This window comes from Burkholderia sp. AU30280 (genome assembly GCF_020420125.1).
Lineage (GTDB): Bacteria > Pseudomonadota > Gammaproteobacteria > Burkholderiales > Burkholderiaceae > Burkholderia.
In genome coordinates, this window is record NZ_JAIZRY010000007.1 from 222,585 (window position 1) to 244,115 (window position 21,531).

General features: G+C 66.6%; 14 protein-coding genes. 12 read left to right on the top strand and 2 right to left on the bottom strand.

All coding sequences use genetic code 11. The annotated features are described in order from the left end of the window. Positions 1-87: 87 nt before the first annotated feature. Together LGN17_RS18135 and LGN17_RS18140 are read right to left on the bottom strand one after the other, a co-directional pair. On the bottom strand, positions 88-1,485 hold the full coding sequence (locus LGN17_RS18135) for a hypothetical protein (protein WP_226198007.1): 1,398 nt from the start codon (positions 1,483-1,485) through the stop codon (positions 88-90). A 36-nt stretch (positions 1,486-1,521) separates the two neighbouring features. Further along, the gene (locus tag LGN17_RS18140; protein WP_226198008.1) at positions 1,522-1,785 is read right to left on the bottom strand and encodes a PAAR domain-containing protein; all 264 of its coding nucleotides are present in this window, start codon (positions 1,783-1,785) and stop codon (positions 1,522-1,524) included. Between the two features lie 476 nt (positions 1,786-2,261). Here LGN17_RS18140 and LGN17_RS18145 point away from each other — a divergent pair, with 476 nt between their 5' ends. The 12 genes from LGN17_RS18145 (at position 2,262) to LGN17_RS18200 (ending at position 21,528) form a co-directional block, all read left to right on the top strand. After that, positions 2,262-5,057, top strand: a complete 2,796-nt coding sequence (locus LGN17_RS18145) for a type VI secretion system Vgr family protein (protein WP_226198009.1) — start codon at positions 2,262-2,264, stop codon at positions 5,055-5,057. Between the two features lie 2 nt (positions 5,058-5,059). Beyond that, positions 5,060-5,917 (top strand): DUF4123 domain-containing protein, encoded by an 858-nt coding sequence (locus LGN17_RS18150; protein WP_226198010.1) that lies wholly within the window; start codon positions 5,060-5,062, stop codon positions 5,915-5,917. 113 nt (positions 5,918-6,030) lie between these two features. After that, positions 6,031-6,651 (top strand): DUF3304 domain-containing protein, encoded by a 621-nt coding sequence (locus LGN17_RS18155; protein WP_226198011.1) that lies wholly within the window; start codon positions 6,031-6,033, stop codon positions 6,649-6,651. Continuing rightward, a complete protein-coding gene (locus LGN17_RS18160; protein WP_226198012.1) occupies positions 6,648-9,047 on the top strand; it encodes a T6SS phospholipase effector Tle1-like catalytic domain-containing protein in 2,400 nt (799 codons plus the stop codon). The genes LGN17_RS18155 and LGN17_RS18160 overlap by 4 nt, the downstream gene beginning before the upstream one ends. A gap of 61 nt (positions 9,048-9,108) precedes the next feature. Further along, complete coding sequence (locus LGN17_RS18165) at positions 9,109-12,825, top strand: type VI secretion system Vgr family protein (RefSeq protein WP_226198013.1); 3,717 nt, start codon at positions 9,109-9,111, stop codon at positions 12,823-12,825. A gap of 20 nt (positions 12,826-12,845) precedes the next feature. Then, positions 12,846-13,751, top strand: a complete 906-nt coding sequence (locus LGN17_RS18170; protein WP_226198014.1) for a hypothetical protein — start codon at positions 12,846-12,848, stop codon at positions 13,749-13,751. Between the two features lies 1 nt (position 13,752). Further along, positions 13,753-14,769, top strand: coding sequence for a hypothetical protein (locus LGN17_RS18175; RefSeq protein ID WP_226198015.1), 1,017 nt, complete (start codon positions 13,753-13,755; stop codon positions 14,767-14,769). Positions 14,770-14,839: 70 nt separating this feature from the next. Continuing rightward, on the top strand, positions 14,840-17,644 hold the full coding sequence (locus LGN17_RS18180; RefSeq protein WP_226198016.1) for a type VI secretion system Vgr family protein: 2,805 nt from the start codon (positions 14,840-14,842) through the stop codon (positions 17,642-17,644). A 5-nt stretch (positions 17,645-17,649) separates the two neighbouring features. After that, positions 17,650-18,540, top strand: coding sequence for a DUF4123 domain-containing protein (locus LGN17_RS18185; RefSeq protein WP_226198017.1), 891 nt, complete (start codon positions 17,650-17,652; stop codon positions 18,538-18,540). Next, positions 18,537-18,923: a DUF805 domain-containing protein gene (locus LGN17_RS18190; RefSeq protein ID WP_226198018.1), complete on the top strand. Its 387-nt coding sequence runs from the start codon at positions 18,537-18,539 to the stop codon at positions 18,921-18,923. Before LGN17_RS18185 ends, LGN17_RS18190 begins: the two co-directional genes overlap by 4 nt. Next, positions 18,920-19,399 (top strand): hypothetical protein, encoded by a 480-nt coding sequence (locus tag LGN17_RS18195; RefSeq protein WP_226198019.1) that lies wholly within the window; start codon positions 18,920-18,922, stop codon positions 19,397-19,399. The genes LGN17_RS18190 and LGN17_RS18195 overlap by 4 nt, the downstream gene beginning before the upstream one ends. 5 nt (positions 19,400-19,404) lie before the next feature. After that, on the top strand, positions 19,405-21,528 hold the full coding sequence (locus LGN17_RS18200; RefSeq protein WP_226198020.1) for a phospholipase effector Tle1 domain-containing protein: 2,124 nt from the start codon (positions 19,405-19,407) through the stop codon (positions 21,526-21,528). The last annotated feature ends 3 nt before the right edge of the window (positions 21,529-21,531 follow it).

Genomic DNA, 21,531 nt, shown 5'->3' on the forward strand with positions numbered 1-21,531 from the left:
GCATCGGTAGCCGCGCCGCTCATGCGCTTCGATACCAGTGTAGACGGACGCGTGCACGCGTCATGACGCACCCGCCGGCGCGTCCGCTCATGCGGCGACCGTTCCGGATTGCGGCGCCGCCGCCGCGGTGTCGACCGTCATCGCCGGCGTGACGAGCATGACCCCGCGGACGAGCGGATCGCTGACCGATGCCGCAAATACCGCTTGCCCTCCCTCTGTCGCGCGATCGGCGGCGACGGCCAGCGCGGCGAGTGCGAGCGCCGCGCCGCTTGTTCCGTTTGCAAGCCCGAGGTGGCGGCTGCGCTCGGCGGCAGTGTTGCCCCAGAGCTGCTCGCCGACCGTCACGACTTCGGTGCGGCGACTGCTGCGTTGATCGGCGTCGGTGACGAAACCGGATGCCGACAGATCGGGACGCAACGTCGACAGTCGAGTATTGACCGCCGCGAGCAACTGTCCGAGCGTTGTCGATTCGGCCTTGCCGTGATCGGCGGAGCCCGCGCGGCGCGCGGACGCGAGCCGATGGACCGACGGCACGGGCGTCGCATGCGGCGCGTCGGGATGACCGAGCAGCAATGCACATGCGCCTTCGCCGGGGGGCATGCCGTTCGGCCGATCGCGGCCGTAGAGCCGGCCTGCGCGATCCAGCGCGTCGACCGCGTCCCGGCTCGCGGTGGAGTCGAACGCGAGGACGAGGTGCAGATCGCCGGACGGTTGCAGGTGCAATGCCTGGATCAGTTCGTCGACGACCGCCCAAGCTTGTACGGGATCGGCGACCGTGCGCAGTTGCGCGCGCGCGATGCCCGGTGCGACGGCTTCGCGCGCGGCGTGCGCATCGAGCCATGCGGCGAGCGTGGCGGCGACCGGTTGCCAGCGCTCCGGCATCAGCAGGTGGAGCCTGATCGGTGGCGCGTCGGCGCCCGCGCAGGACAACACGGCATGACGTTCGCGCAATTCGTCAAGCGCATCGGCGGCGAGCAGCAGCCCGCGCCAGTGCTCGTCCTGCAGCGCTTCCCGCGCGTCGGGCGCGAGCAGGCTTGCATCGAATCGGTCGAGCGATACCGAGTCGACGGTGCTCGCGAATACGCCGGTTCCGTCCGGGCGTCGCAGTTCGGGATGAAGCGCGACGGAACGTTCTTCCCGGGCCGCCGCATCGATGTCCGCGGTCGTCGCCCCCGTCGGCAGCCTGACGCTGCTGTCGAGCAGCAGGGCCGCCCAGGTGTGCGACGCGGGGTCCTGCGCGGCAGAGGCGTCGGTCGATGCCGGTGCGCTCGGCGGTACGGCGGCCGCGAGCGCCGGACGCTGGCCGAGCCCCCGGCGCAGCCATGCCGCGCAGACGGCGAGCGCCGCCGGCAGTACGAGCCCGCACAGCAGTAACTCCTTGGTGGTCGGTGCATGCCGGCTCGTTTTCCACCAAGCGAACACGGCGACCCACACCGCGACGAACAGCGCGGCGACAAATGCCGTCTTGCGCAACCCCGTGATCATTTCCCTCGATTCTCCCGTGACTTGCGGCGGCGCGTGTCAGTTGCCGTCGCTGCCGGCCGTCCGGCTCGCGATCAGTGCGGCGCCGCAGGCCGTCTTGTAGCCGTCGCGCGCGACGCCTTCGCCCTGCACGATCATCGTGTCGTCGCCTTCGACGATGTGATTCGGGCCGTGGATCGGACACGTCACCGTGTCGTTGCGGCGTGCGATGCCGCGGCCGTCGACCGACGACTGCGTGGACGCACTGGTCACGGTGCCGCCATGGCTATGCTTGTCCCCGAGGACGATGAAGGGTTGAGTCATCCGGATGGGCCTCCTGGCTGGATCGTCGGCGATGCATCGGGCTTTCGCCGCCGGGTGCGGGCGGCGTCGCGACTGCGATCGGCAACGTTTTTCGAATCGATTCCGGCCGAATCAGGTATTTATTACCTTTCGGGAATAATTGCCTGATTCGATTGGATCGTAATGTATCTTTCGAACTGAAGGCAGTCATTATCGTGCGTGAAGACCGCGCGTCAAGGGATGAATTTTTAAATCTAGGCTGTTTGCCTATGGCGAATGCTGACGGTGTAATTTAAAATAGCTTACTTAAAATGGGGGCGCATCACTCGGCCCAACTGGCGCGAGTTCAGCGCGCCGACGAGTGGTGTTGCGGGGAATCCCGCGCGTTTCCTGCCGGTTCGGCGTGGCGATCGCGATGCCGGCAATCGTGCATCGTCCCGTGTTGGTCGCAGCAATATGCATTTAAAAACGTCAAATCCTGAGAGAGCGGGAACCGCATGAGCGTCATCACGGAATTTGCGTCTCTTTTCGGCGCATTCAATCGCCTGTATTCGCTGGACGGCTCCGGTGCGCTCGCCGCATTTCAAATCGAGCGCTGGGCCGGCCGCGAATCGCTCTCCGATCTCTTCGAATGGAACGTCGATGCGTTGTCGACGGATCCCGCACTGGATCTCGACGCGATGCTCGGGCAGCGTGCCGCCATTCGCACCACGCTCGCGAACGGCACGACGACGCTGCGCAGCGGCCTCGTCGCCGAGGCCGAGTGCATGGGTTACGACGCAGGCCTCGCCCGCTACCATCTCCGGATCGTGCCGTGGCTCGCGGCACTCACGCATGCCCGCGACGAGCGGACCTTCGTGAACCAGACGCTTGCGGACGTGCTCGACACGGTGTTCGCGCCGTACGCGGGGATCGCGCGGTGGCGCCTCACGCCGGATGCGGGTCGGCGTCTCGACGCGGTGGGGCCGGCCGCATATCGCGTGCAGTACCGAACCCATACGCACTACGAATTCGTGCAGCATCTGCTGGCCGAGGCCGGGCTCGGGTTCTGTTTCGTCGAGGACGAGGACGCGCCTGCCGGGCACACGATGCTGGTGTTCGACGACAGCGCGCAACTGGCCGAGGACGATACGTCCGCGCGGCGCGGCGGGGTGCCGCGCCGCTCGAGCGGCGCGGCGACCGGCGCCGACGACGTGATCCTCGGGATCGGGCAGTCGCTGTCGCTCATGGCCGATCGCATCACGCTGATCAGCAGCGACTACCGCGTGAACCGGGCGACCACCGCGAGCACGACGCTCGGCAGGCCGGACGGCGTGCGCGAGCTCTACGACGACGTCGGGCCGGAGGCGTTCGACAACTTGCGCGAAGCGGAAGACACGGTACGGCGCCAGGCCGATGCGATCGTGTCGCGCGCCAGTGTCTGGACCGGCTACGGCACGCTGCGCACGGCGCGCACCGGACGCGCGCTGAAACTCGTCGATGCCGGCTGGCAGGCGGTGCGCGGCGCCGCGGCGCCTGAGGATTTTCTGCTGACGCGCGTCGAGCACGTCGGGATCAACAACCTTCCGGCGACCGTCATGGAAGCCATCGAACGGCGGCTCGGACCGTTGCCGGCGGCGGCGCTGGATCCGCGCGTGCTTCGGCAAGCGAAGACCGGCGGCTACGCGAACCGGTTCGACGCGGTGCCGCGAACGCAGGTCTGGCGGCCCACGCTGGCCGACGGAACCGGGCAGCGGCTCAATCCGGCGCCGACGGCGCTGGGCGCGCAGACGGCGATCGTCGTCGGTCCGACCGGTAGCGCGCAGGCGGGTTCGACGGGGCCGGTGCACACCGATGCGCAGGGCCGCCTGCGCGTGCGGTTTCACTGGCAGGCGCAGGACGATGCGGGCACCTATCCGACGCGCGCCATACAACGGCTTGCGAGCGACGGGCACGGCCTTCAGCAGGTGCCGCGCATCGGCCATGAAGTGCTTGTGCAGTTTCACCACGGGCTGATCCACCGGCCCATCGTGCTCGGCGGCCTGTTCAACGGCCGCGGCGAAGGCGGCGAGCCGCCTTCGCCGGGCGGTGCGGCCGGCAAGCCGCTCGACGCGTCGATCTACACGCAGGCGGGCGATCATGCGCCGAGCGCGCAGGGCAATCTCGCGGGCGGAATGAGCCCCGCGTGGCACGGCGCCGGCGGCGGCACGGATCGCCACAATCACGCCGGCGCGCTGTCGGGTTTCAAGAGCCAGGGCTTCGACGGGCAAGGCCACAACCAGCTCGTCGCGGACGATTCCGACGGCATGGGACGCCTGCAGATGGCGACCACGCACGCGGCGACGCAACTGAACCTCGGTCACCTGCGTCATCAGGCGGACAACTATCTCGGCAGTTTTCGCGGCCAGGGCGTCGAATTGCGCACGGACGCATACGGTGCGATGCGTGCGACGCGCGGCCTGCTCGTGTCGAGCTATGCGCCCGCCGGCGCCGTGCAGCCGGCGGGCGATGCATCCGCGCTGCAGGCGCTGCTCGCGCGGCATGCGGCACTCGTCGGCCGGTTCGACAAGACTGCCGATACGCACGGAACGCTGCCGTTCGCCGCGCAGCGCGGCGTCGAGCAGGCGGGCCAGTCGTCGCTCAACGGCAGTGCCGCGCCGCTCGACGCGCTCGCGCAGAGCTTCGCGACGACGGTCGGCGCGAACGGCTACACGCAGGCGTCGGCCGACGCCGCACAGCGATCGGCCGGCAACGCACTGCCGCATACGGGCGACCCCGTGCTCGGCATCGAGGCGCGGGGCGGCTACGGGATGGTCGCCGGGCAGGCGCTGCAATGGGCGGCCGGCGAAACGCTGTCGCTCGGCTGCGGTGGCGACTTCAATCTCGCCGTCGCGCAGCAGTTGCGCGTTCATAGTGGGCAGGGCATCGGCTGGCTGGCCGGTGCGAGCCATGCGGACGGCGTCGGCATCAGCATGATCGCCGGCAAGGACGGACTGACGCTGCAGGCGCAGCGCGATGTGCTGGGCCTGCGCGCGCGCGACGATCTGAAGCTCGCGTCCGCGAGCGCGGACGTCGAGATCGCCGCGAAGAAGACCGTGCATCTCGCGGTGAGCGGCGGTGCGCACGTGACGATCGAGGGCGGCGACGTCACGTTCGGCTGCCCGGGTAAATTCGTCGTGTATGCCGCGCAGCATGCATTCGTGGGCCCCGATCAACTGAATACGCCGTTGCCGCAGTTTCCCGAAAAGGTCTGCGTCGAATGCCTGCTGCACGCGATGCAGTCCGGCAGCGCGCTCGCGGGCAAGGCGATCTGAACATGACGATCGACGCGACCGACTGGATCGACCGCTATCCCGACGACACGCCGGACCGGCTGAATGCGCTTGTCGAGCGCGCGCCGGCGGGCGGCCGCTGGCATCTGCTGCTCGACATGGGCTTCGCGCCAGCGCTGCGTGAGCGGATGCACGCAGTTGCGCGCAATGATGCCGTCATCGCGTTGTACGAAGGCATGTACGACGGCGACGACCTGCTGGCGATTTCGCCGTGCGTCGTGCCGTTGCCGGCCGACGCGGCGGCGCGCGGGGCGATACTGGAGATCGTGCTGCGCGAGACGTCGGGACGGCCGATGGTGAGCCTGCTGCACGGCGCGCGCGAGACGGTCGCGCTTGCCGCGCATCTGCGCGGACAGATGGAGGCGATTGCGGCGGCCGACGACGAAGCGTTTCTGGTGCGTCTCGCCGATACGCGTTGCCTGCCCGCATGGCTCGCGGCGCTGACGCCCGCCCAGCGCCGCCGCTTCACGGACGGCATCGATGCGTGGCACGTGTTCGACCGCACCGGGGCGCTCGTCGCGCTCGATTTCGACACTGCGGGCGAGGCGGCTGACGGTGAGGCGGACGCAGGGCGCAGCGGCGAGCCATATGTGCTCGACGGCGAACAGATCGAACGGCTTCGGCAGGCAGCGAAGATCGACACGCTGATTTTTCATGTTCGCCAGCGTCCGGAGAGTTTCGGCCGTCTGGTGGCCACGCCGTCGCAAGTCCATGCGTGCGTGAGCACGGCGTGGGCGCGGCACGACGGGCCGCCCGCGGCGGCGTCGCGGGCCGCGCTCGATGCGCTCGCGGCGGCCGGGTATCTGGTGACGGAACTGGCACCGGCGACGTCGTCCGCATAGAACGATACGGGTTGGCGTGCAGGCGACGACACGGACGTGTCGGCAATGCATGCGACGGGGTACGCAATGGATAGTGATTCGCGCCGGACGGCGTCGGACAAGAGGATGACAAGATGAGTTTGAATGCCGGTTCCACGATGTTTGCCGCTCGGCTGCTGATGTGCGCGGCCATCCTGCTCGGCACGGCCGGATGCTCGCGCGCGAGCGACGTGTCGCCTGCTGCGTCGAATGCGGCCGGGGCGGCGAGCGGTGTGTCGGGCGTCGCAAGCGCGGCGGCCGAATCCGGCGCGATGGGGCTGAAGCTGAATGCGCTCAACTACACCGACGTTCCGATCGGTGCGTTCTACGTCGACGGCACCTGGGGCGGGACGGTGCCGGCGCGCATCGGCAGCGGCGGCGGCGCGATCATCTGCTGCGTCGCGTTGCCGAAGCAATGGCATCCGGGGCTGACCGTCAATCTGCAGTGGCGGGACGACAACCTGTACAGAAAGGATCCGAAGGCGCTCGCGAGCCGGGTCGTGCCGGTCGAGCGCTACGACACCTTCTCGGACGGCTTCCTGTGGGTCCTGTTCTTTCCGCACGACCGCATCAAGGTTTATGCGTCGCAGTGGATGCCCGGCTACCGCGGCTTCCCCGAAAATCTGCAGGCGCCCGACGAAGCGTGTCCCGGGCACTTCACGCTGCGCAACAGCGACCCGCAGTGCCCGAATCCCGACAGGAGGATTGCGCGATGAGTTTCCGCTTCGCGAGCGCCGATCGGCCTGACGTCGGCGTCGTCACGCGGGAGGAGCAGGACGCGATCATGCGCCGGTTGCACGACGACGACGGGATGAGTTGCTGCAAGACGCTGCATGTGGGCATCTTCTTCGACGGCACGCGCAACAACGCCGATCGCGATCGTGCGGGCGGCAAGCACAGCAACGTCGCGCGGCTGTTCGACGTGTTTCCCCGCGACAAGTATCACAGCGCCATCTACGTGGCCGGCGTCGGCACGCCGTTCGTCGACGAGATCGGCGACCAGGGCGTCGGGCTGCAGGCAGCGGCCGGCGCCGCGACGGGGTGGGCCGGCGAGGGACGCATCAACTGGGCGCTGCTGCAGATCCACAACGTCGTGCATGCGCACGCGTTCGGCAATTCGCTGTCCGCGGCGCTCGGCAAGAGCGACAAGGAACTCGCGAAAGCCGTCAGCGTCGACCTGAATTTCAAGGGCATCGATCTCGGCGGTACGCCGCCCAAGCCGGGCAGTCTCGGCGACATCAACGCACGCGGCAGTTCGAGCGTCGGTGCGCTGAAGCTGATGGCCGCCGAGCAGAACGGGATCGAACTGACCTGGGATCGGGACACGATCTGGGCGCAGCTCAAGGGCGAAGTCGATACCGCGAACTGGACCGCGACGATGCGTGCGTGGGACGAGAAACGCCGCGTCGCATTGCGGGCCCGCTGCGCGCAGTTGCAGGCCCGCGTCGGCGATCTGCTGGTCAAGGGCAAGCCGAAACTGCAGCGCATTCGGCTGTACGTGTTCGGTTTTTCGCGCGGCGCGGCCGAGGCCCGCACGTTCTCGAACTGGCTGGCCGATGCGCTCGATCCCGATTTCAGCCTGTGCGGCGTACCCGTGTCGTACGACTTTCTCGGCATCTTCGATACGGTCGCGTCGGTCGGCATCGCGCAAAGCACGGCCGCAACGCTGTTCGACGGGCACGGCGGCTGGGGGCGCAAGGAACTGATGAGCGTGCCGCAGTACGTGCGCCGCTGCGTCCACATGGTCGCGGCCCACGAGCCGCGCGGATCGTTTCCGCTCGACCTGATCGACGCGTCGCTGGACGGGCGTGAGGAGATCGTCTATCCGGGCGTGCATTCGGATGTCGGCGGCGGTTACGGGCCGGGTGAACAGGGGCGCGGCACCGGCGATGCGGACAAGCTGTCGCAGGTGCCGCTGCTCGACATGTATCGCGAAGCGCGCAAGGCCGGTGTCCCGCTCGACATCAAGGGGCCGGGCGTCGCCGCCGAAGCGGCGGCGGCGTTCGCGATTTCGCCGGCGCTCACGCGCGCGTTTTCCGCGTACGTGAACACGAGTGCGAGCTACTACTACGCGAAGGAGTACGGCACGCCGGGCCTGATGCGTGCGCACTACGGGCTTTACCTGCGCTGGCGGAAGATGCGGCTCGACAATTTGCGTTCGCAACCGTCGTTTCTCGCCGCCAAGGCCGCCTATCCGCAGGATGCCGTCGATCTCGACAGTGCGAACGAGGAACTGCGGCTCGAATGGCGCGACCTGCTCGAATGCGAGAAAGCAGGCGGACCGACCGTAAGCCGGTACGCGGGCAACGCGGTCAGCCGGAAGATCACGCAGAACCCGAAGGCGGCGGCCGTCATGTCGCCGGCCGTCCTGCCGATCGCCGCGGGCCTGCAGTCCTCGATTCCGTTCGTTGGCCCGCTGGTGCGCGCGAGCGCCAAGCGCGCCGAGGATTTCTTCCAGCTGCAGCTCGACGAGAAATGGAAGCAGTGGCTCGAGGTGCGCGGTGACTGGAACATGGGGCCGCCGGAAGCGCCGATCAGCACGCTGTACGACAACTTCATGCACGATTCGCGCGCGTGGTTCAAGCCGCTCGGCGACGACGACGACGTGTGGAATCACAACCAGATCAACGCGCTGAAAACGCGCCAGGCCGAGTTCGAGCGCCGGCATGCCGAGTGGAAGAAGCGTCAGCAGCTCGGCGTGCCGGGACCGTCGCAGATCATGCAGGCGATGGGAGCAGGGGCGCTCGGGCTCGGGCCGGCGGTCAACGTTGCGCCGGAGCCTGAACCGCGTTCGCCGTTGACCGCGCAGCAGATCGATGTTCTGAAACGCTACGACGCCGCGCAGCAGGCCGCGCAGAAGGCTCGTGCGGCCCGAGACGCAACCGCGCCGACCGATAGCGCGATCCTGACCGACCCGAAAGTCACCGGGGGGCTCGCGCTGCAGGATTCGGGGCGCGAGTTTTCGTTCGTCTGGGGCTACCTGCGCTGGCGCACCGTCTACGTGAACGGCGTGCGCTGGGACGCGCCCCATGTGCCGAGCGTGCAGGAAGACATGGAAGCGATGCGCCAGCAACTGCAGCGCAACGTCGACATGAGCAAGCTGTTCCGATGAACCGATTCGATACGAACCAGCCGGCGCGACACGCATGCGCGCGCGATTGCCGAGAAACGACATGGATCTAATTGCCGCATTGACAGGGTACGGGCAGGCGACCCGTCATATCCAGATCGATACCGCGATGCCGGGGGCCCTCGTGGTCGAGCGCTTTCACGGTCGTGAAGGGATCAGCGAATCGTTCCGGTTCGAGATCGACGTACTGTCGAGCGAGCCGTTTCTCGATCTCGCGCCGCTGATCGGCAGCGCCGCGCGGCTGCGTCTGGCGACGGCATCGGGCGAACGATGCTGGAACGGCTACGTCACGCATGCCGCTTATGCGGAGAGCGACGGCGAATTCACGCGCTACCGGCTCACGATGGAATCGTGGCTCGCGTTGCTGCAGCTGCGCCGCAATTGCCTGTATTTCGTCGATCTCGATGTCGAGGGTATCTGCGATCGCGTGTTCGGCGACTATCCCGAAGCGAAGTGGCGCCATGAACGCGTCGAGCCGCTGCGATCGTTTCGCTTGCGCGGCCAGTATCGCGAAACCGATCTCGAGTTCGTGTTGCGGCAGTTGTCCGAAGCCGGATTGTCGTTTCGCGTCGAGCATGGGCAGGATGCGGGGAAGGCGCCGTCGGGCGACCATACCGTCGTCGTGTTCGACCGCCATGCGCGGTTGCCCGACGGCAGCGCGATCGCGTTCAATGCGCAGGACGTCGGCGATCCGGACGGCGTGATGACGCAATTCTCCGATCGGCGTCAGCTCGTGCCGGATCGTGTGGTGGCGACGAGCTGGAAAGCCAGTGAACTCCATGCGATCGCCGGCCATGTGCAACAGCCGGCCGATGCCAACGCGCCGCTGCTGCCGGTGCGGGAAATCTTCGACGGCCAGCGCGCCGGCCGCTTTGACACGAGCGGCGACGCGCAGCGTTACGCCGAACAGCGTCTCGACGCGCTGCAGCTCGCGAAGCGGATCTACCGCGGTGGCGGCTCGTCGCGCACGCTCGAGACCGGCAAGGTACATACGCTGAACGATTATCTGGGCGGCGCCGTTCGTTTCGTGCCGCTGTCGATCGAGCACGAGGCCGTGAACAACCTCGGCGCGCAGATCGGGCAGCTGTTCGGACGCGGCGAGCTCGACAAGGGGCTGTATCGCAACCGTTTCGTCGCGGTGCCGGAAGGCACGCCGATCGTGCCGCCGTTTCGCGACCGGCCGACGGTATATGGCGTGCAGACCGCGATCGTGGTCGGCGAGCCGGGCGGGCGGGTCAGCAGCACGCGCGATCACCAGGTGCGCATCCAGTTTCCGTGGATGCGCGGTGTCGCGCCGTTGCCGGGCGGGCTGACGGAGACGGCAAGCCGGTCCAATCCGGCCGGCCATGCGCCGGGCGATCACCGTTCGGGCATCCTGGTTCGCGTCGCCGAACAGGCGGCCGGGCCGAATTTCGGTCATGCGTTTGCGCCGCGCGTGGGGGCGGAAGTGGTGGTCGGCTTCGAGTCGGGCAACATCGATGCGCCGGTCGTGCTGGGCCAGGTGTATGGCGGCCGCGTACGTCCGCCGTTCTCGGCCGGCGAGGGCAGCGATGCCAATCATCCGGGAACGCTGACGGGCCTGCAGACGCAAACCCTCGATGGACAGCCGGGCAGCCGCTGGGTGATGGACGATGCGGCCGGGCAACTGCGTCACGAACTGAGCAATTCGACTGCCGGCACGCGACTCGCGCAGGGCTATCTGATCGACCAGCAAGGCACGATGCGCGGCGCGTATCGCGGAGAAGGCTTCGAACTGGCGACGCAGGGGTGGGGTGTCGTGCGGGCCGGCGCGGGCGTGCTGATGTCGAGTACCGCGCGCCGGCTCGGCGCGTCGACGCAGATGGATGTCGCCGAACGCGTGGAGCAATTGAAGGACGCGGCGAAAACGGCGCAGGAACTCGACACGGCGGCGACGGGGGCGCAGGCGGTCGGCCTGAGCGCGAACGCGGCGCAGACGGATTTCCTGAAGGCGATCGATCCCGCGCAGGACGGCAAGTATGCGGGTAGCGTGGGCGGCCAGAGCGCGACCAAGCCGACCGGGACGCAGCGCGACGGCGGCAACCCCGTCGAGCGATTCGCGACGCCCGCGGTGCTGATGGAGTCGCCGGAGAACATCGTGGTGACGACGCCGGAGAGCGCGGTGTCGTATGCGGCACGGCATGTTCACCTGACGTCGCAAGGCGATGCGCACGTGGGCGCCGGTGCGACCGTGGCCGCTGCGACCGGCGATGCGATGAGCCTGTACAGCGTGGCGGGCGGGCTCAAGGCGATCGCGGGCGAAGGGCCGGTGAGCGTCGAGGCGCACGCGTCGACGATGGAGATTCTCGGCGACCAGACCGTGCGCGTGACGTCCACCGACGAGCGCGTCGACGTGCTCGCGCAGGAGGCGATCGTGCTGCAGCAGGGGCCGAACCGCATCACGCTGAAGGGCGGCGACATCATCGTCGAGACGCCGGGGCAGTTCGCGGTGAAGGCAGGCGGGCATCCGTTCCCGGGGCCGCGCGCGACGAGCATGAAGCTGCCGGCGCTGCCGGTGTTGCCGCAGGGCGATCCGTGCGACTTTCTCGTGCAGGCGCTGGCGGCGAGTCCGGCGGGGCGGGGGGCGGTGGGGGCGGGCGGAAGTCTGGCGGGTGCGGCGAGTTCGGTCGCCGGTGCGACGGCATCGGGGGCGAGTGGTGCGGTGGGCGCGGCGCGGACGTTCGCGAGTGCATCGAACCAGCCGATCTCGATGCCGACACTGCCCGCTCAGCCGGCCGCAGCCGACTCCACATTGTCGCGGGAGCCGCAACTCGGACATTCGGCTCCCGTGCCGGTGTCGGACGAACTCGAGGGACTACCCAAGAGCGGCCCTAGCGGGTCCGTCGCCCCATGCAACCTTCATGTTCCGCCACTCAAGGAGCGGGAATATCGGCCGGATATGGGGCTTGTCGACTACTATCAGACTGACGCGAACGGCCGAGCAGTGCTCGAAAATCAGAAGCCGATTCTGCTTCGCTTTTCCGGGTCGACCGGCATGTACGACATCGAATACACGCCGGCAACGGCTACGTTGACCGCAACGGTTCGCCTTCGGGTCGTGCTCATGGATCAGCATGAGTATACGAACGGCCGGTTGCTGGTGGACAGGAAAACCGGTAAGCCGGTTTCGATACCGTACGACGGCGATGGGCCGCAGGATGACAGGGTCGTCTGGGAGAAGGTCGAGAGGCCTGGCAATTCGGCCGATCTCGCGGGTTTCAAGCAGCGGATCGAAAGCGGCCTGAACCGAAACCACTACTACATGCAGCCGAAGAAATGTCCGCTCGGCAAGAACTGTACCTGCAAGGTGAAGTTGAAGCAGGAAATCGAATTCGTCACGACGACCGGGCCATTTCACAGCACCATCAGTCTGTACCCGATGGAGGCGCGGGCAAATTCGGAGAACTGGGGCGAGGTGCAGGTCACGTGGGATCCAGTGAAGAAGAAGGCAACGCGTGAGGCTACGCAAAACGCCATCATTCACGAGGCAGGACACCACTATGGCTGGCCGGACGAGTACTTCGAGAACAAAGGGACCGTTTACGGCGCCTATATTAATGCGCAGAAACTAGTCGACGTCACGATGCCGCAGCTCCAGGACAATTGGCAGCGGACTTCTTCGACGAATCTGATGGGGGAGGGGATGTTTCTGCCGCATCCCGAGATTCCGAAGTACTACATGTACGGATTCCGCGACTGGTTCCAGAAGAAGACCGACATCGAGTGGGAAGTCCTGAAATGATGCGTTTTACACGGGTTCTGATGGCGATGACACTGATTCTTGGAGTGACGGACATGGCGTCTGCGAAAAACGAGCGTGGCTATTTCGAAATCCGCAGCGGGTCCGGACAGACCAACCCCGCGCCGACCATGGTGATCAAGGATGACGGCAAGACGCTTTCCTACTATTCGCGCGGAAGAGACCTCGATCACAGTTCGCAGGGCCGCTATCTGGGCATCGGGAAATATACGGTCGAATCGAGCGACACCTATGCGGGACAGCTCGCGGAAATTCGGCACGTGTTGAGCAAACGTGATGCGGCGGTCCGGGACGCGGTCAACGCGGGACCTGTTCTGTCCTATTCGTTCGACATGGAAGGACACCACTACGAAGGTGCGTTCAACTACCAGGCGGAAAAGCCGGTACAGGACAAAATCATCGCGTTGTATTCGCTTGCGAAGGAACTGTTGAGCCACGGAGAACCCGAGATCAATCTTCGTCCGGCATTGTCGATTCGTTCCGACTCGAATCGCTTGCTGGTCGAAGTCGAATTCCGGAACGAAGGCCGGCGCGAGGTCGTCATCGATGGTCCGGATACCTGGACGGACAACCTTGCGATCCCGAGTCGGCAATACGTCGAAATCCGGGGGAGCAACAGCGCGGGCGCCGACTTCAAGGTCCGCCTCTGCAGCAAGTATCTGATCGAAACGTCGCGCCGCTACGCCGGTGGAATCACCGTCAAGCCGGGCGACGTGATCCGGCTTGGGTTCGCGGTTCCCTACGATGCTTTGTCGTTCGACAGCGATTCGCCCATTCAGCGCATGGAAACCGGCACCTACGATTTTGTCGGTCGCATGCAGGGCAATGTCGACAAACCGGACGAGATGTCCGGCAGGTTCCTTACATGGACGGATCCGGTTCCGTCAGTCGGTTTGACGCGGGAATGACATGATTCAGGCTGAACGCACGCCGCGCGCGATAGCGATGATCCGAAGGAGAAAAGGTGCTCGCCGAGCGGGAAGCCGCGCGGACGGAATCGCGCGACGCGTGCCGTATTTTCTGGCGGCGGTGTTTCTGTTCGGCGCGACGGAAGCCGCATTGGCCGGAGAAGCTGGGGACTACTTCACGATGGAAAACAGTCCAGGGCAAACCAATCCTTCACCCCCACTGGCGTTCAGGTTCGATGGCAATCGCGTTGCCTACTATTCGCGCGGACGGGATCTGGATATCATGCCGCCGACGAAGTACACGGGCATCGGAAAATACACGGCAGAACTGAACGATCGTTTCCGACCGGAGATCGAGCAGGTCAAGCGGATGCTGGCCAATCACGAGATTGCTTCGGTACCGGGCCGGAATATCGGATCGGTCCTGAGATATTCGTTCGAGCAGAACGGGACGCGTTACGAGGGCCAGCTTCAATATCGATCCAGCGACGCGTTCAGTGGCAAGCTGGCGTTTCTTTACGACCTCGCGCAGGATCTGCTTGACCACGGCACGCCCGAAATCAATCTGCATCCGGAGTTTGCCGTGCACTCTGCATCGCGGGATCTGGTGGTGGATGTCGTGTTCAGGAATGATGGGGAACAGGAGGTCGTCATCGACGGTCCGGAGCAATGGTCGCCAAAGTGGGCACACCCGAGCGTGCAATACTTTCAGATCCGGGCATTCGGTGACTCCGGTATCAGGTTCAAGGTCAAACTGTTTGCAAAGTATCTGAGCGCTGTCTCCCGCTCTTATGCGTCGGCGATTTCCATCAAGCCGGGACAGCCGGTCAAGATCGAATTCGTGGTGCCCTATGCGGATCTGGAGTTCGATCCGGATTCCTCGGCACGGCAGATTCTGGCGGGTGCGTACCGGATCGGAGCCGTGGCCAACCTCAATATCCAGACGCCCGATGAAATGAATGGAAAGGTGTTTACGCGAATGGATTCGCTGCCCGCCGTCGAACTGACCGAACAGTAATGCGAATGCCGGGCACGTCGAACTTCCTGATTCAAGATACCGCCCCCCGCGAACCCCGAACCTACCCACCATGTCGACCCAATCCGACCTCATCCAGACGTTCTTCCGCGGCTGGTCGCAGCACGACCGGTTTCTATGGCTGACCACGCCGCTTGGCGCGGACAAGCTCGTCGCCGAGAGCCTGCACGGATGGGAGTCGCTCGATCGCGGCGGCTTCCGGTTCAAGGTCACCGCGCTGACCGAGCGTCCTGACGTGCCGCTCGACAAGCTGATCGGTGCGCCGATCCTCGTCGAATGGCAGGTCGCGGACGGGCACGACGCACGGCGCCCGTTCCACGGCCATGTGATGGCTGCGGAACTCGTCGGCTACAACGGTGGCCTCGCTCGCGTGCGGCTCGTCGTCGAACCGTGGCTCGCGCTGCTGCAGCAGCGCGTCGACAGCTACAACTTCGTGAACGCGAGCGTGGTCGAGATCAGCGAGCAGATCTTCGCGCACTACGCGCGTGGCGCGATCGCGCCGGCATGGCGCTGGGCGCTCGCCGATCCGGCGAGATATGCGAACCGCAGCCTGACCGCACAGGCCGGCGAATCGGATTTCGCGTTTCTCGAGCGACTGTGGGCGGAAGAGGGCATCTTCTACTGGTTCGAACACGAAGGCGATGCGCAGTCGACGGACCTCGGCAAGCACACGCTCGTCCTCGCCGATACGAACCAGCGTTTCGTGCCGGCTGAACCCGAGGTCGTCGGTTTCCATCAGACGAGCGATGGCGACCCGCGCGGCGGTATCCGGCAGTTCATGAACGCGCGCCGCTGGCGCATCGGAAGCGTCGCGCGCGCCAGCTGGGATCATCGAAGCCTATCGACCCGTCCGGTCGGCGTGCGCGCGAGCGGCGCGGTCGCACCGGGCGAGGATCGCGATGTCGCGGGTCCCTACGCGTTCCAGACCGCCGCGATCGGCGACCAGCGTGCCCAGCAGCAACTCGACGCGCAGCGTGTGGCGGCGCTGCAGGCCGAAGGCAGCGGCACGCGGCGCGATCTGCGGCCGGGGCTGCACTTCGCGATGTCGCAGCATCCGTCGCTCGACCCGTCGCGCGCGTTCGTGTGCCTGCGCGTCGAGCACGACGCGCGTGCGAACGTGGGCGCCGACGTGCATGGTGCGATCGCGCAACGGCTGGGCGCGATTCCGCCGATGCTCGATGCGGCGCCCGGCGAGCGCGGCGGGGCGCAGGCGCTGCACGCGGCATTCGACGCCGCGACGCACGCCGGTGGCGCGCTCGTGGACGGCGGCGCGGTGTACGGGAACCGCTTCACGGCGCTGCCGTTCGACCAGCCCTACCGTCCGTTGGCGCCGAACGGGCACGGTGCGCGCGTGCATCCGGTCGCGGTGATGCCGGGCGCCCAGACGAGCATCGTGGTGGGAGCGGGCGATCCGATTCACACCGAACGCGATCACCGGATCCGGATCCAGCATCATGCGCAGCGCGGGCCGCGTTCCGCGAGTCGCGAGGAACATCCGCGCGCGGCAAATGCACCGGCCGATCACGGTGCGGGCACCTGGACGCGCATGGTGACCCCGGTCGGCGGCGACAACTGGGGCGGGGTGAACGTGCCGCGCGTCGGTCAGGAAGTCTGGACCGAATGGCTGGAAGGCCAGCCCGACCGGCCGGTCGCGGTCGCCGCGCTGTACAACGGGCAGGGCAACGCCGACGCGCAGCACAATGCGCTGGCGGGCGGCCCGAGCGGCAGCACGGCCAATGCGGCGGCGTGGTTCGCCGGCAACGAACACGCGGCCGTGCTGACCGGCTTCAAGACGCAGGACCTGGGCGCGAGCCAGACCGGCGCGGGCGGTTCGCGGCAATTCATGCTTGACGATACGGCCGGCCAGTCGAGTGCACGCCTTTATACGACCGATCACGGCAGCGGCTTGACGCTCGGGCACATCAAGCAGGTGCAGGACAACCGGCGTCTGGCCGATCGCGGCTACGGCGCGGAACTGTCGACGCAGGCGGCCGGTGCGCTGCGCGCCGGGGCCGGCTTGCTGATCAGCACCGCGCCGGGCGTCAACCAGATGGACGCGAGTGCGGCGAGCCAGGTGCTCGCGCAGCAACGCGAGATGCTGCAGGGGCTCGCGAACTTCGCGCGCAAGCAGGGCGCGGAGCCGGGCATGAGCCCGGCGCAGCCCGGTGCCGCGACTGCAGGCGGCACGACCCAGCAGCCCGCGGCGATCGAGGGGCTGCAGCAAAGCCAGGCATCGATCGGCGCGACACGCGAAGGCAGCGGCGCGGGCGGTGCCGGCGGCGGCACCGCGCTCGCGTGGCACCATCCGCATCTCGTCGCGCACGGCGCGGCCGGCGTCGCCGTGCTGAGCGCGCAAAGCCACGTGTGGACGTCGGGTACGCAAACCATGCTGAGTGCCGGACGCGACGTGCAGGTCACGGTCGAGGGCAAGTCCAGCATCGTTTCAAAGGAAGGTATCGCGCTGTACACGCACGGCGACCCGGGCGGCAGCCGTCCCGTGTCGGCTGTCGGAATTGCGCTTCATGCTGCGACGGGAGCCGTCGCCGTGCAGGCGCAGAACGCCGGGACGCTCGACGCCCGTGCGCAACGTGCGGTGACGGTATCGAGCGCGCAGGCGAGTGTCGCGCTGCAGTCGCCGAAGCGGCTGTTGCTCACGGCCGGCAACGCGTTCCTGAAGATGGAAGGCAACGATATCGTGATCGGCGCGCCCGGCAAGGCGACGTTCCACGCGGCCCAGCACACGCTGACCGGCCCGCGATCCGCGAACGTGCAGCTGCCGCCGATGAACAAGCCCGCATGTGTCGAATGCATGCGGGATCTCGCGCATCGCCACGAAGCGATCGCCACGCGCGGGTGACGACGATGACCGCGCTGCTCCAGGCATGGGAAACGACGGCAGCCGCCGAGCACGCGGCGTTTCCGGATGCTCATCGCTATCTGCTGGCCGATGGGTCGCAACTGCCGGTCAACGCGGCGCCCTGGCGCGAGTTGATCGCGCAAGGGCAGGTTCACAACGTGCTCGCGGGCCAGCCGGAGGCGAGCCATCCGGAGGTCTGCGCACTGGTGTGCGATTACCGTGCGCCGCACGTGCCGGTGTTGCTCGAACGGCAGATCGCGCGGCGGCCATTCGCGTTTCTGTCGCTGGTCAGCGTGTATCCGCTCGATGAACTCGCGCCGAAACTCGCCGTGAGGACGCGCGTGACACTACCCGACGATCGCGACGGGCTGCTGCGGTTCTACGACGCGGCGGTGTTCCAGGCGCTGGCGGGCGCACTGTCCGAGTCCCGCTATCAGGCGCTGCTGTCGCCGTGCGTGTCGTGGACCTGGGTGCGTCGCGATGGCACCGTCGGGTCGGTGCGGCATCCGCGTCGGCACGAACGGCTCTTCTACCCGCGTGTGGATGTCCGCGAGCTCGACGCGTTGCGGCGCGACAGCCGGCCGGACGCCGTGCTCGCCGAATTGCGACGCAACGGCCGGATCCCCGTCGACGCGGATCCGTTCGACACCTATGCGCGGATGCGTCGTCTGTTCGACGTGCTGGACGCGCAGGAGCCGGGTGACGAGCGGCTCGCGTACCGGATCGGCGCGACGCTGGCGATGGTCGGCCACGTGCAGCTCGACGATGCGAGCGTTGCCGAATGCATCGCCGCCCATCGGCACGATCACGACGCGCTGTGCGATGCATTGCTCGATCGCCTGATCGAGCTGGGCGATGCCGCGAATGCCGAGACGGAGCCGGAGGTGCAGCGATGAGCGTGGCTGCTTTGTTTTCGTTGCGTGGCCGGGCCGGGCGCATGCAATGGTGGCGCGTGACCGTGCCGTTGCTGCTCGCCGGCTCCGTGCTCGATGCGCTCGCCGATCTGCCCGCCGCGCAGCGGGCGCAGACATTCGTGGATCTGGCCGGATGGGCATTCGCGATCGTGATGATCTGGCTGCTCGTCGCGGTGTCGGTACGGCGCTGGCACGACATCGGCAAGTCCGGATGGTGGACGCTCGTCCATGCCGTTCCCGTCGTCGGCGCGTTCGTCGCGATCGCGATGAACGGGTTCGTCCGCGGTGACGACGCACATAACCGGTTCGATCCGCCGTTGCGCGGTGAACGCAACAACGACGCAAGTTTGCGAGGGTATCGATGAAATTCAGGGCAGGGATGCACGTTTTGGCGCTGGTCGGGCTCGGTGTGCTCGCCGCATGCAGCAAGCACGGTGTCGACGTATCAGCGCAGCCGCATGACGTGTGCGTCACCGGATACAACGAGTACGGACGCAAGCTTCACGAATTCTGGCTCGACAATGAGCACAAGTCCGGATGCTTCGGCAATCCGTCGGCGCGCGAGGACGGCGAGGCATTCGGCGGCGGCGGCGGCTTCGCCTGCGGCTGCAAGGTGACGCCGGGACAGACGGTGAAACTGTTCTGGGAATTCGCGCAGCCGCTGGACGACATTCAGCGCGGCATCCAGCCCGAACGCAAGACGATCGACGTGACCATTCCTCAGCCGGAATCGCCGACGTCGCGCTATCTGCGCGTGTATTTCCGCAAGAACGGCACCGCCGAGCTGCAGTGGGTCGACGACATGAACGCGCCCGAACTCAAGCCGACGCAGGAGAAGTGAGCCCCATGGCCGACATCAACCTGAAAAAGGACGCCGTCTCCGCGGAGACGGACCGCGTCAAGGCGGAGGCCGAACAGATGTGTCCCGCATGCGAACACATGCTGTGGGTCAGCTTCTATTTCGACGGCTTCAGCTTCGGCGAGAAGGACGGCCCGCGAACCAGCATCCTGAAACTGTTCAACGCCGCGTACGACAAGAAGAACAAGAACATGCGACGCTTCTACTATCCGGGGCTCGGCGCGGATTTCGATCCCGAGACCGGTGTGCTGAGCGAGGTCCTGAAGGACAAGGCGACGGATACGCTCGGCGAGAAGGCCGGCGACAAGCTCAAGGAGCAGACCGTCGACAAGGCGAAGGAAAAGGCGCAGAAGGCCACCGAGGACGCGTGGAAGCGGAGCGGAAAGATCAGGAATCCTACGTTCGGAAATCGCGTGAGCGACACGTTCGATACGCTGGTCGGGAAGGCGAAAGACGGCTTGGGCGACGCGCGCAAGCGAATCGAACGCGCGATCGAGCGGCCCGGGTCGGAAAAGAATCGTGCGCTGCGCTATCTGCGGCACGAATGGAAAGGTTTCTGGCGCGACGTCGTCAAGTATCCGTACCGGATTCCGAAGACCGTGCTGAAGGAGGTCGGCAAGGAATCGCTGGGCGCATTGGCCGAGTCGTTCCAGCTCACGCGCGATACGAAGCTGGGCGCCGCGCTGTTCAATACGGGCGTGGATACGCGCCTGAAGGCGGCGGAAGGGGATTTCAAGGCGGCGGTGGCCGGCGCGAAGCAAGCCGGCACGGTGAACAAGATCCATGTCGCGATCTTCGGCTACGACATGGGCGGCGGCCTTGCGCTCGCCTTTGCCAAGCAATTGCTCGACGAGGTGGCCAAGGGCGGCCAATACGACGGCGTACCGGTCAAGATCAAGTTCATGGGACTGTTCGATTGCGTGACGAACCGCTTCGACGACAACCTGCTGACGGGCTACATCCCGCTGAGCAATGCGGTGTCGTCGGATCTGATCCTGTCGCCGGACATCGAGAAGTGCGTGCACTACGCGGCCGCCCACGAACTGCGCGTGTACAAGCCGCTGACCATGCTCGGTGTCGACCCGTCCGACATGCGCGGCCGGCGCCAGGAGCGCCTGTTTCCCGGTGCGCAGGTGGACGTGGGCGGCGGGGCGATCGAAGGTGAGGACGGCATTTCCGACAAGCTGGCGCGCGTGCCGCTCGAGATGATGTACCACCGCGCATATGGCGCGGGCATTCCGATGCCGAGCCTGAGCGCGCTGGCGAACGAGGACGGTGCGCTGTATCAGCAGATCGTCGCGCCGCCGGAGATCCAGAATTTCCAGCTCGACTACCGGATGGCGGTCAAGAAGCTCGTGGCGACGACGCGCGAAATTCCGCCGCTGATGCTGCTGGGCACCGGCATCGGCTATCCGTCGGCGGCGCTCAAGCCGTCGATCGGGCCGCTGGACTTCCTCAACCCGAAGCCCGTGCCCGACATGACGGACGGGTGCCGCGTGCCCGATCCGGCGCCGCCGCGCCCGGTCGTCGTGACCGATCTGCCGAAGGACATCCAGGGCGAGCTGAAGGGCCACATGGTCGTGTATGTCCAGTGGCTGCGCATGTGGTACGACCAGGCCGAGAATCGCACGGCCGCGGCGCAGCGCAAGCCGGGCTGGCTCGGTGGCGCGGCCAATCCGCTGGCATACGGGCGTTACGAGAAGCTGGTGCGCGAGATCGATTACCAGAAGCAGCACGGCACACGCCCGGGATATGGGTTCGATCGCAAGCAGGCGATGAAGCAGCTCGACGGCGAGTTGCCGCCGTCGATTTTCAACACCGATCCGCAGGCGCAGGCGCTGTTCTGGCTTTGGAACAATCCGGGCGAGCGCCTGCCGCAAGTCGAGGCGATGTATCCGCTCTTCGTGAAGCACGTGCACGACAGCATGGCCGAGAGCGACATCGAGTCGGTGTGGAGCCACCTCGTGTCGATCAAGAACTACATGAATACGCGGGCGATGCAGAAAATCGCGACCGCGCCCGACAAATCGTTCCTGGACCGCGTCGCGGACGTGTACCACTCGCTGGTATCGACCGTCTCGGCACCGTCCGGCACGACCGTCGCCCGATAGCCC

Coding starts and splice junctions, on each gene's coding strand:
- LGN17_RS18135 (WP_226198007.1), bottom strand. CDS start 1,485: ATGATCACGGGGTTGCGCAAGACGGCATTTGTCGCCGCGCTGTTCGTC.
- LGN17_RS18140 (WP_226198008.1), bottom strand. CDS start 1,785: ATGACTCAACCCTTCATCGTCCTCGGGGACAAGCATAGCCATGGCGGC.
- LGN17_RS18145 (WP_226198009.1), top strand. CDS start 2,262: ATGAGCGTCATCACGGAATTTGCGTCTCTTTTCGGCGCATTCAATCGC.
- LGN17_RS18150 (WP_226198010.1), top strand. CDS start 5,060: ATGACGATCGACGCGACCGACTGGATCGACCGCTATCCCGACGACACG.
- LGN17_RS18155 (WP_226198011.1), top strand. CDS start 6,031: ATGAGTTTGAATGCCGGTTCCACGATGTTTGCCGCTCGGCTGCTGATG.
- LGN17_RS18160 (WP_226198012.1), top strand. CDS start 6,648: ATGAGTTTCCGCTTCGCGAGCGCCGATCGGCCTGACGTCGGCGTCGTC.
- LGN17_RS18165 (WP_226198013.1), top strand. CDS start 9,109: ATGGATCTAATTGCCGCATTGACAGGGTACGGGCAGGCGACCCGTCAT.
- LGN17_RS18170 (WP_226198014.1), top strand. CDS start 12,846: ATGGCGATGACACTGATTCTTGGAGTGACGGACATGGCGTCTGCGAAA.
- LGN17_RS18175 (WP_226198015.1), top strand. CDS start 13,753: ATGATTCAGGCTGAACGCACGCCGCGCGCGATAGCGATGATCCGAAGG.
- LGN17_RS18180 (WP_226198016.1), top strand. CDS start 14,840: ATGTCGACCCAATCCGACCTCATCCAGACGTTCTTCCGCGGCTGGTCG.
- LGN17_RS18185 (WP_226198017.1), top strand. CDS start 17,650: ATGACCGCGCTGCTCCAGGCATGGGAAACGACGGCAGCCGCCGAGCAC.
- LGN17_RS18190 (WP_226198018.1), top strand. CDS start 18,537: ATGAGCGTGGCTGCTTTGTTTTCGTTGCGTGGCCGGGCCGGGCGCATG.
- LGN17_RS18195 (WP_226198019.1), top strand. CDS start 18,920: ATGAAATTCAGGGCAGGGATGCACGTTTTGGCGCTGGTCGGGCTCGGT.
- LGN17_RS18200 (WP_226198020.1), top strand. CDS start 19,405: ATGGCCGACATCAACCTGAAAAAGGACGCCGTCTCCGCGGAGACGGAC.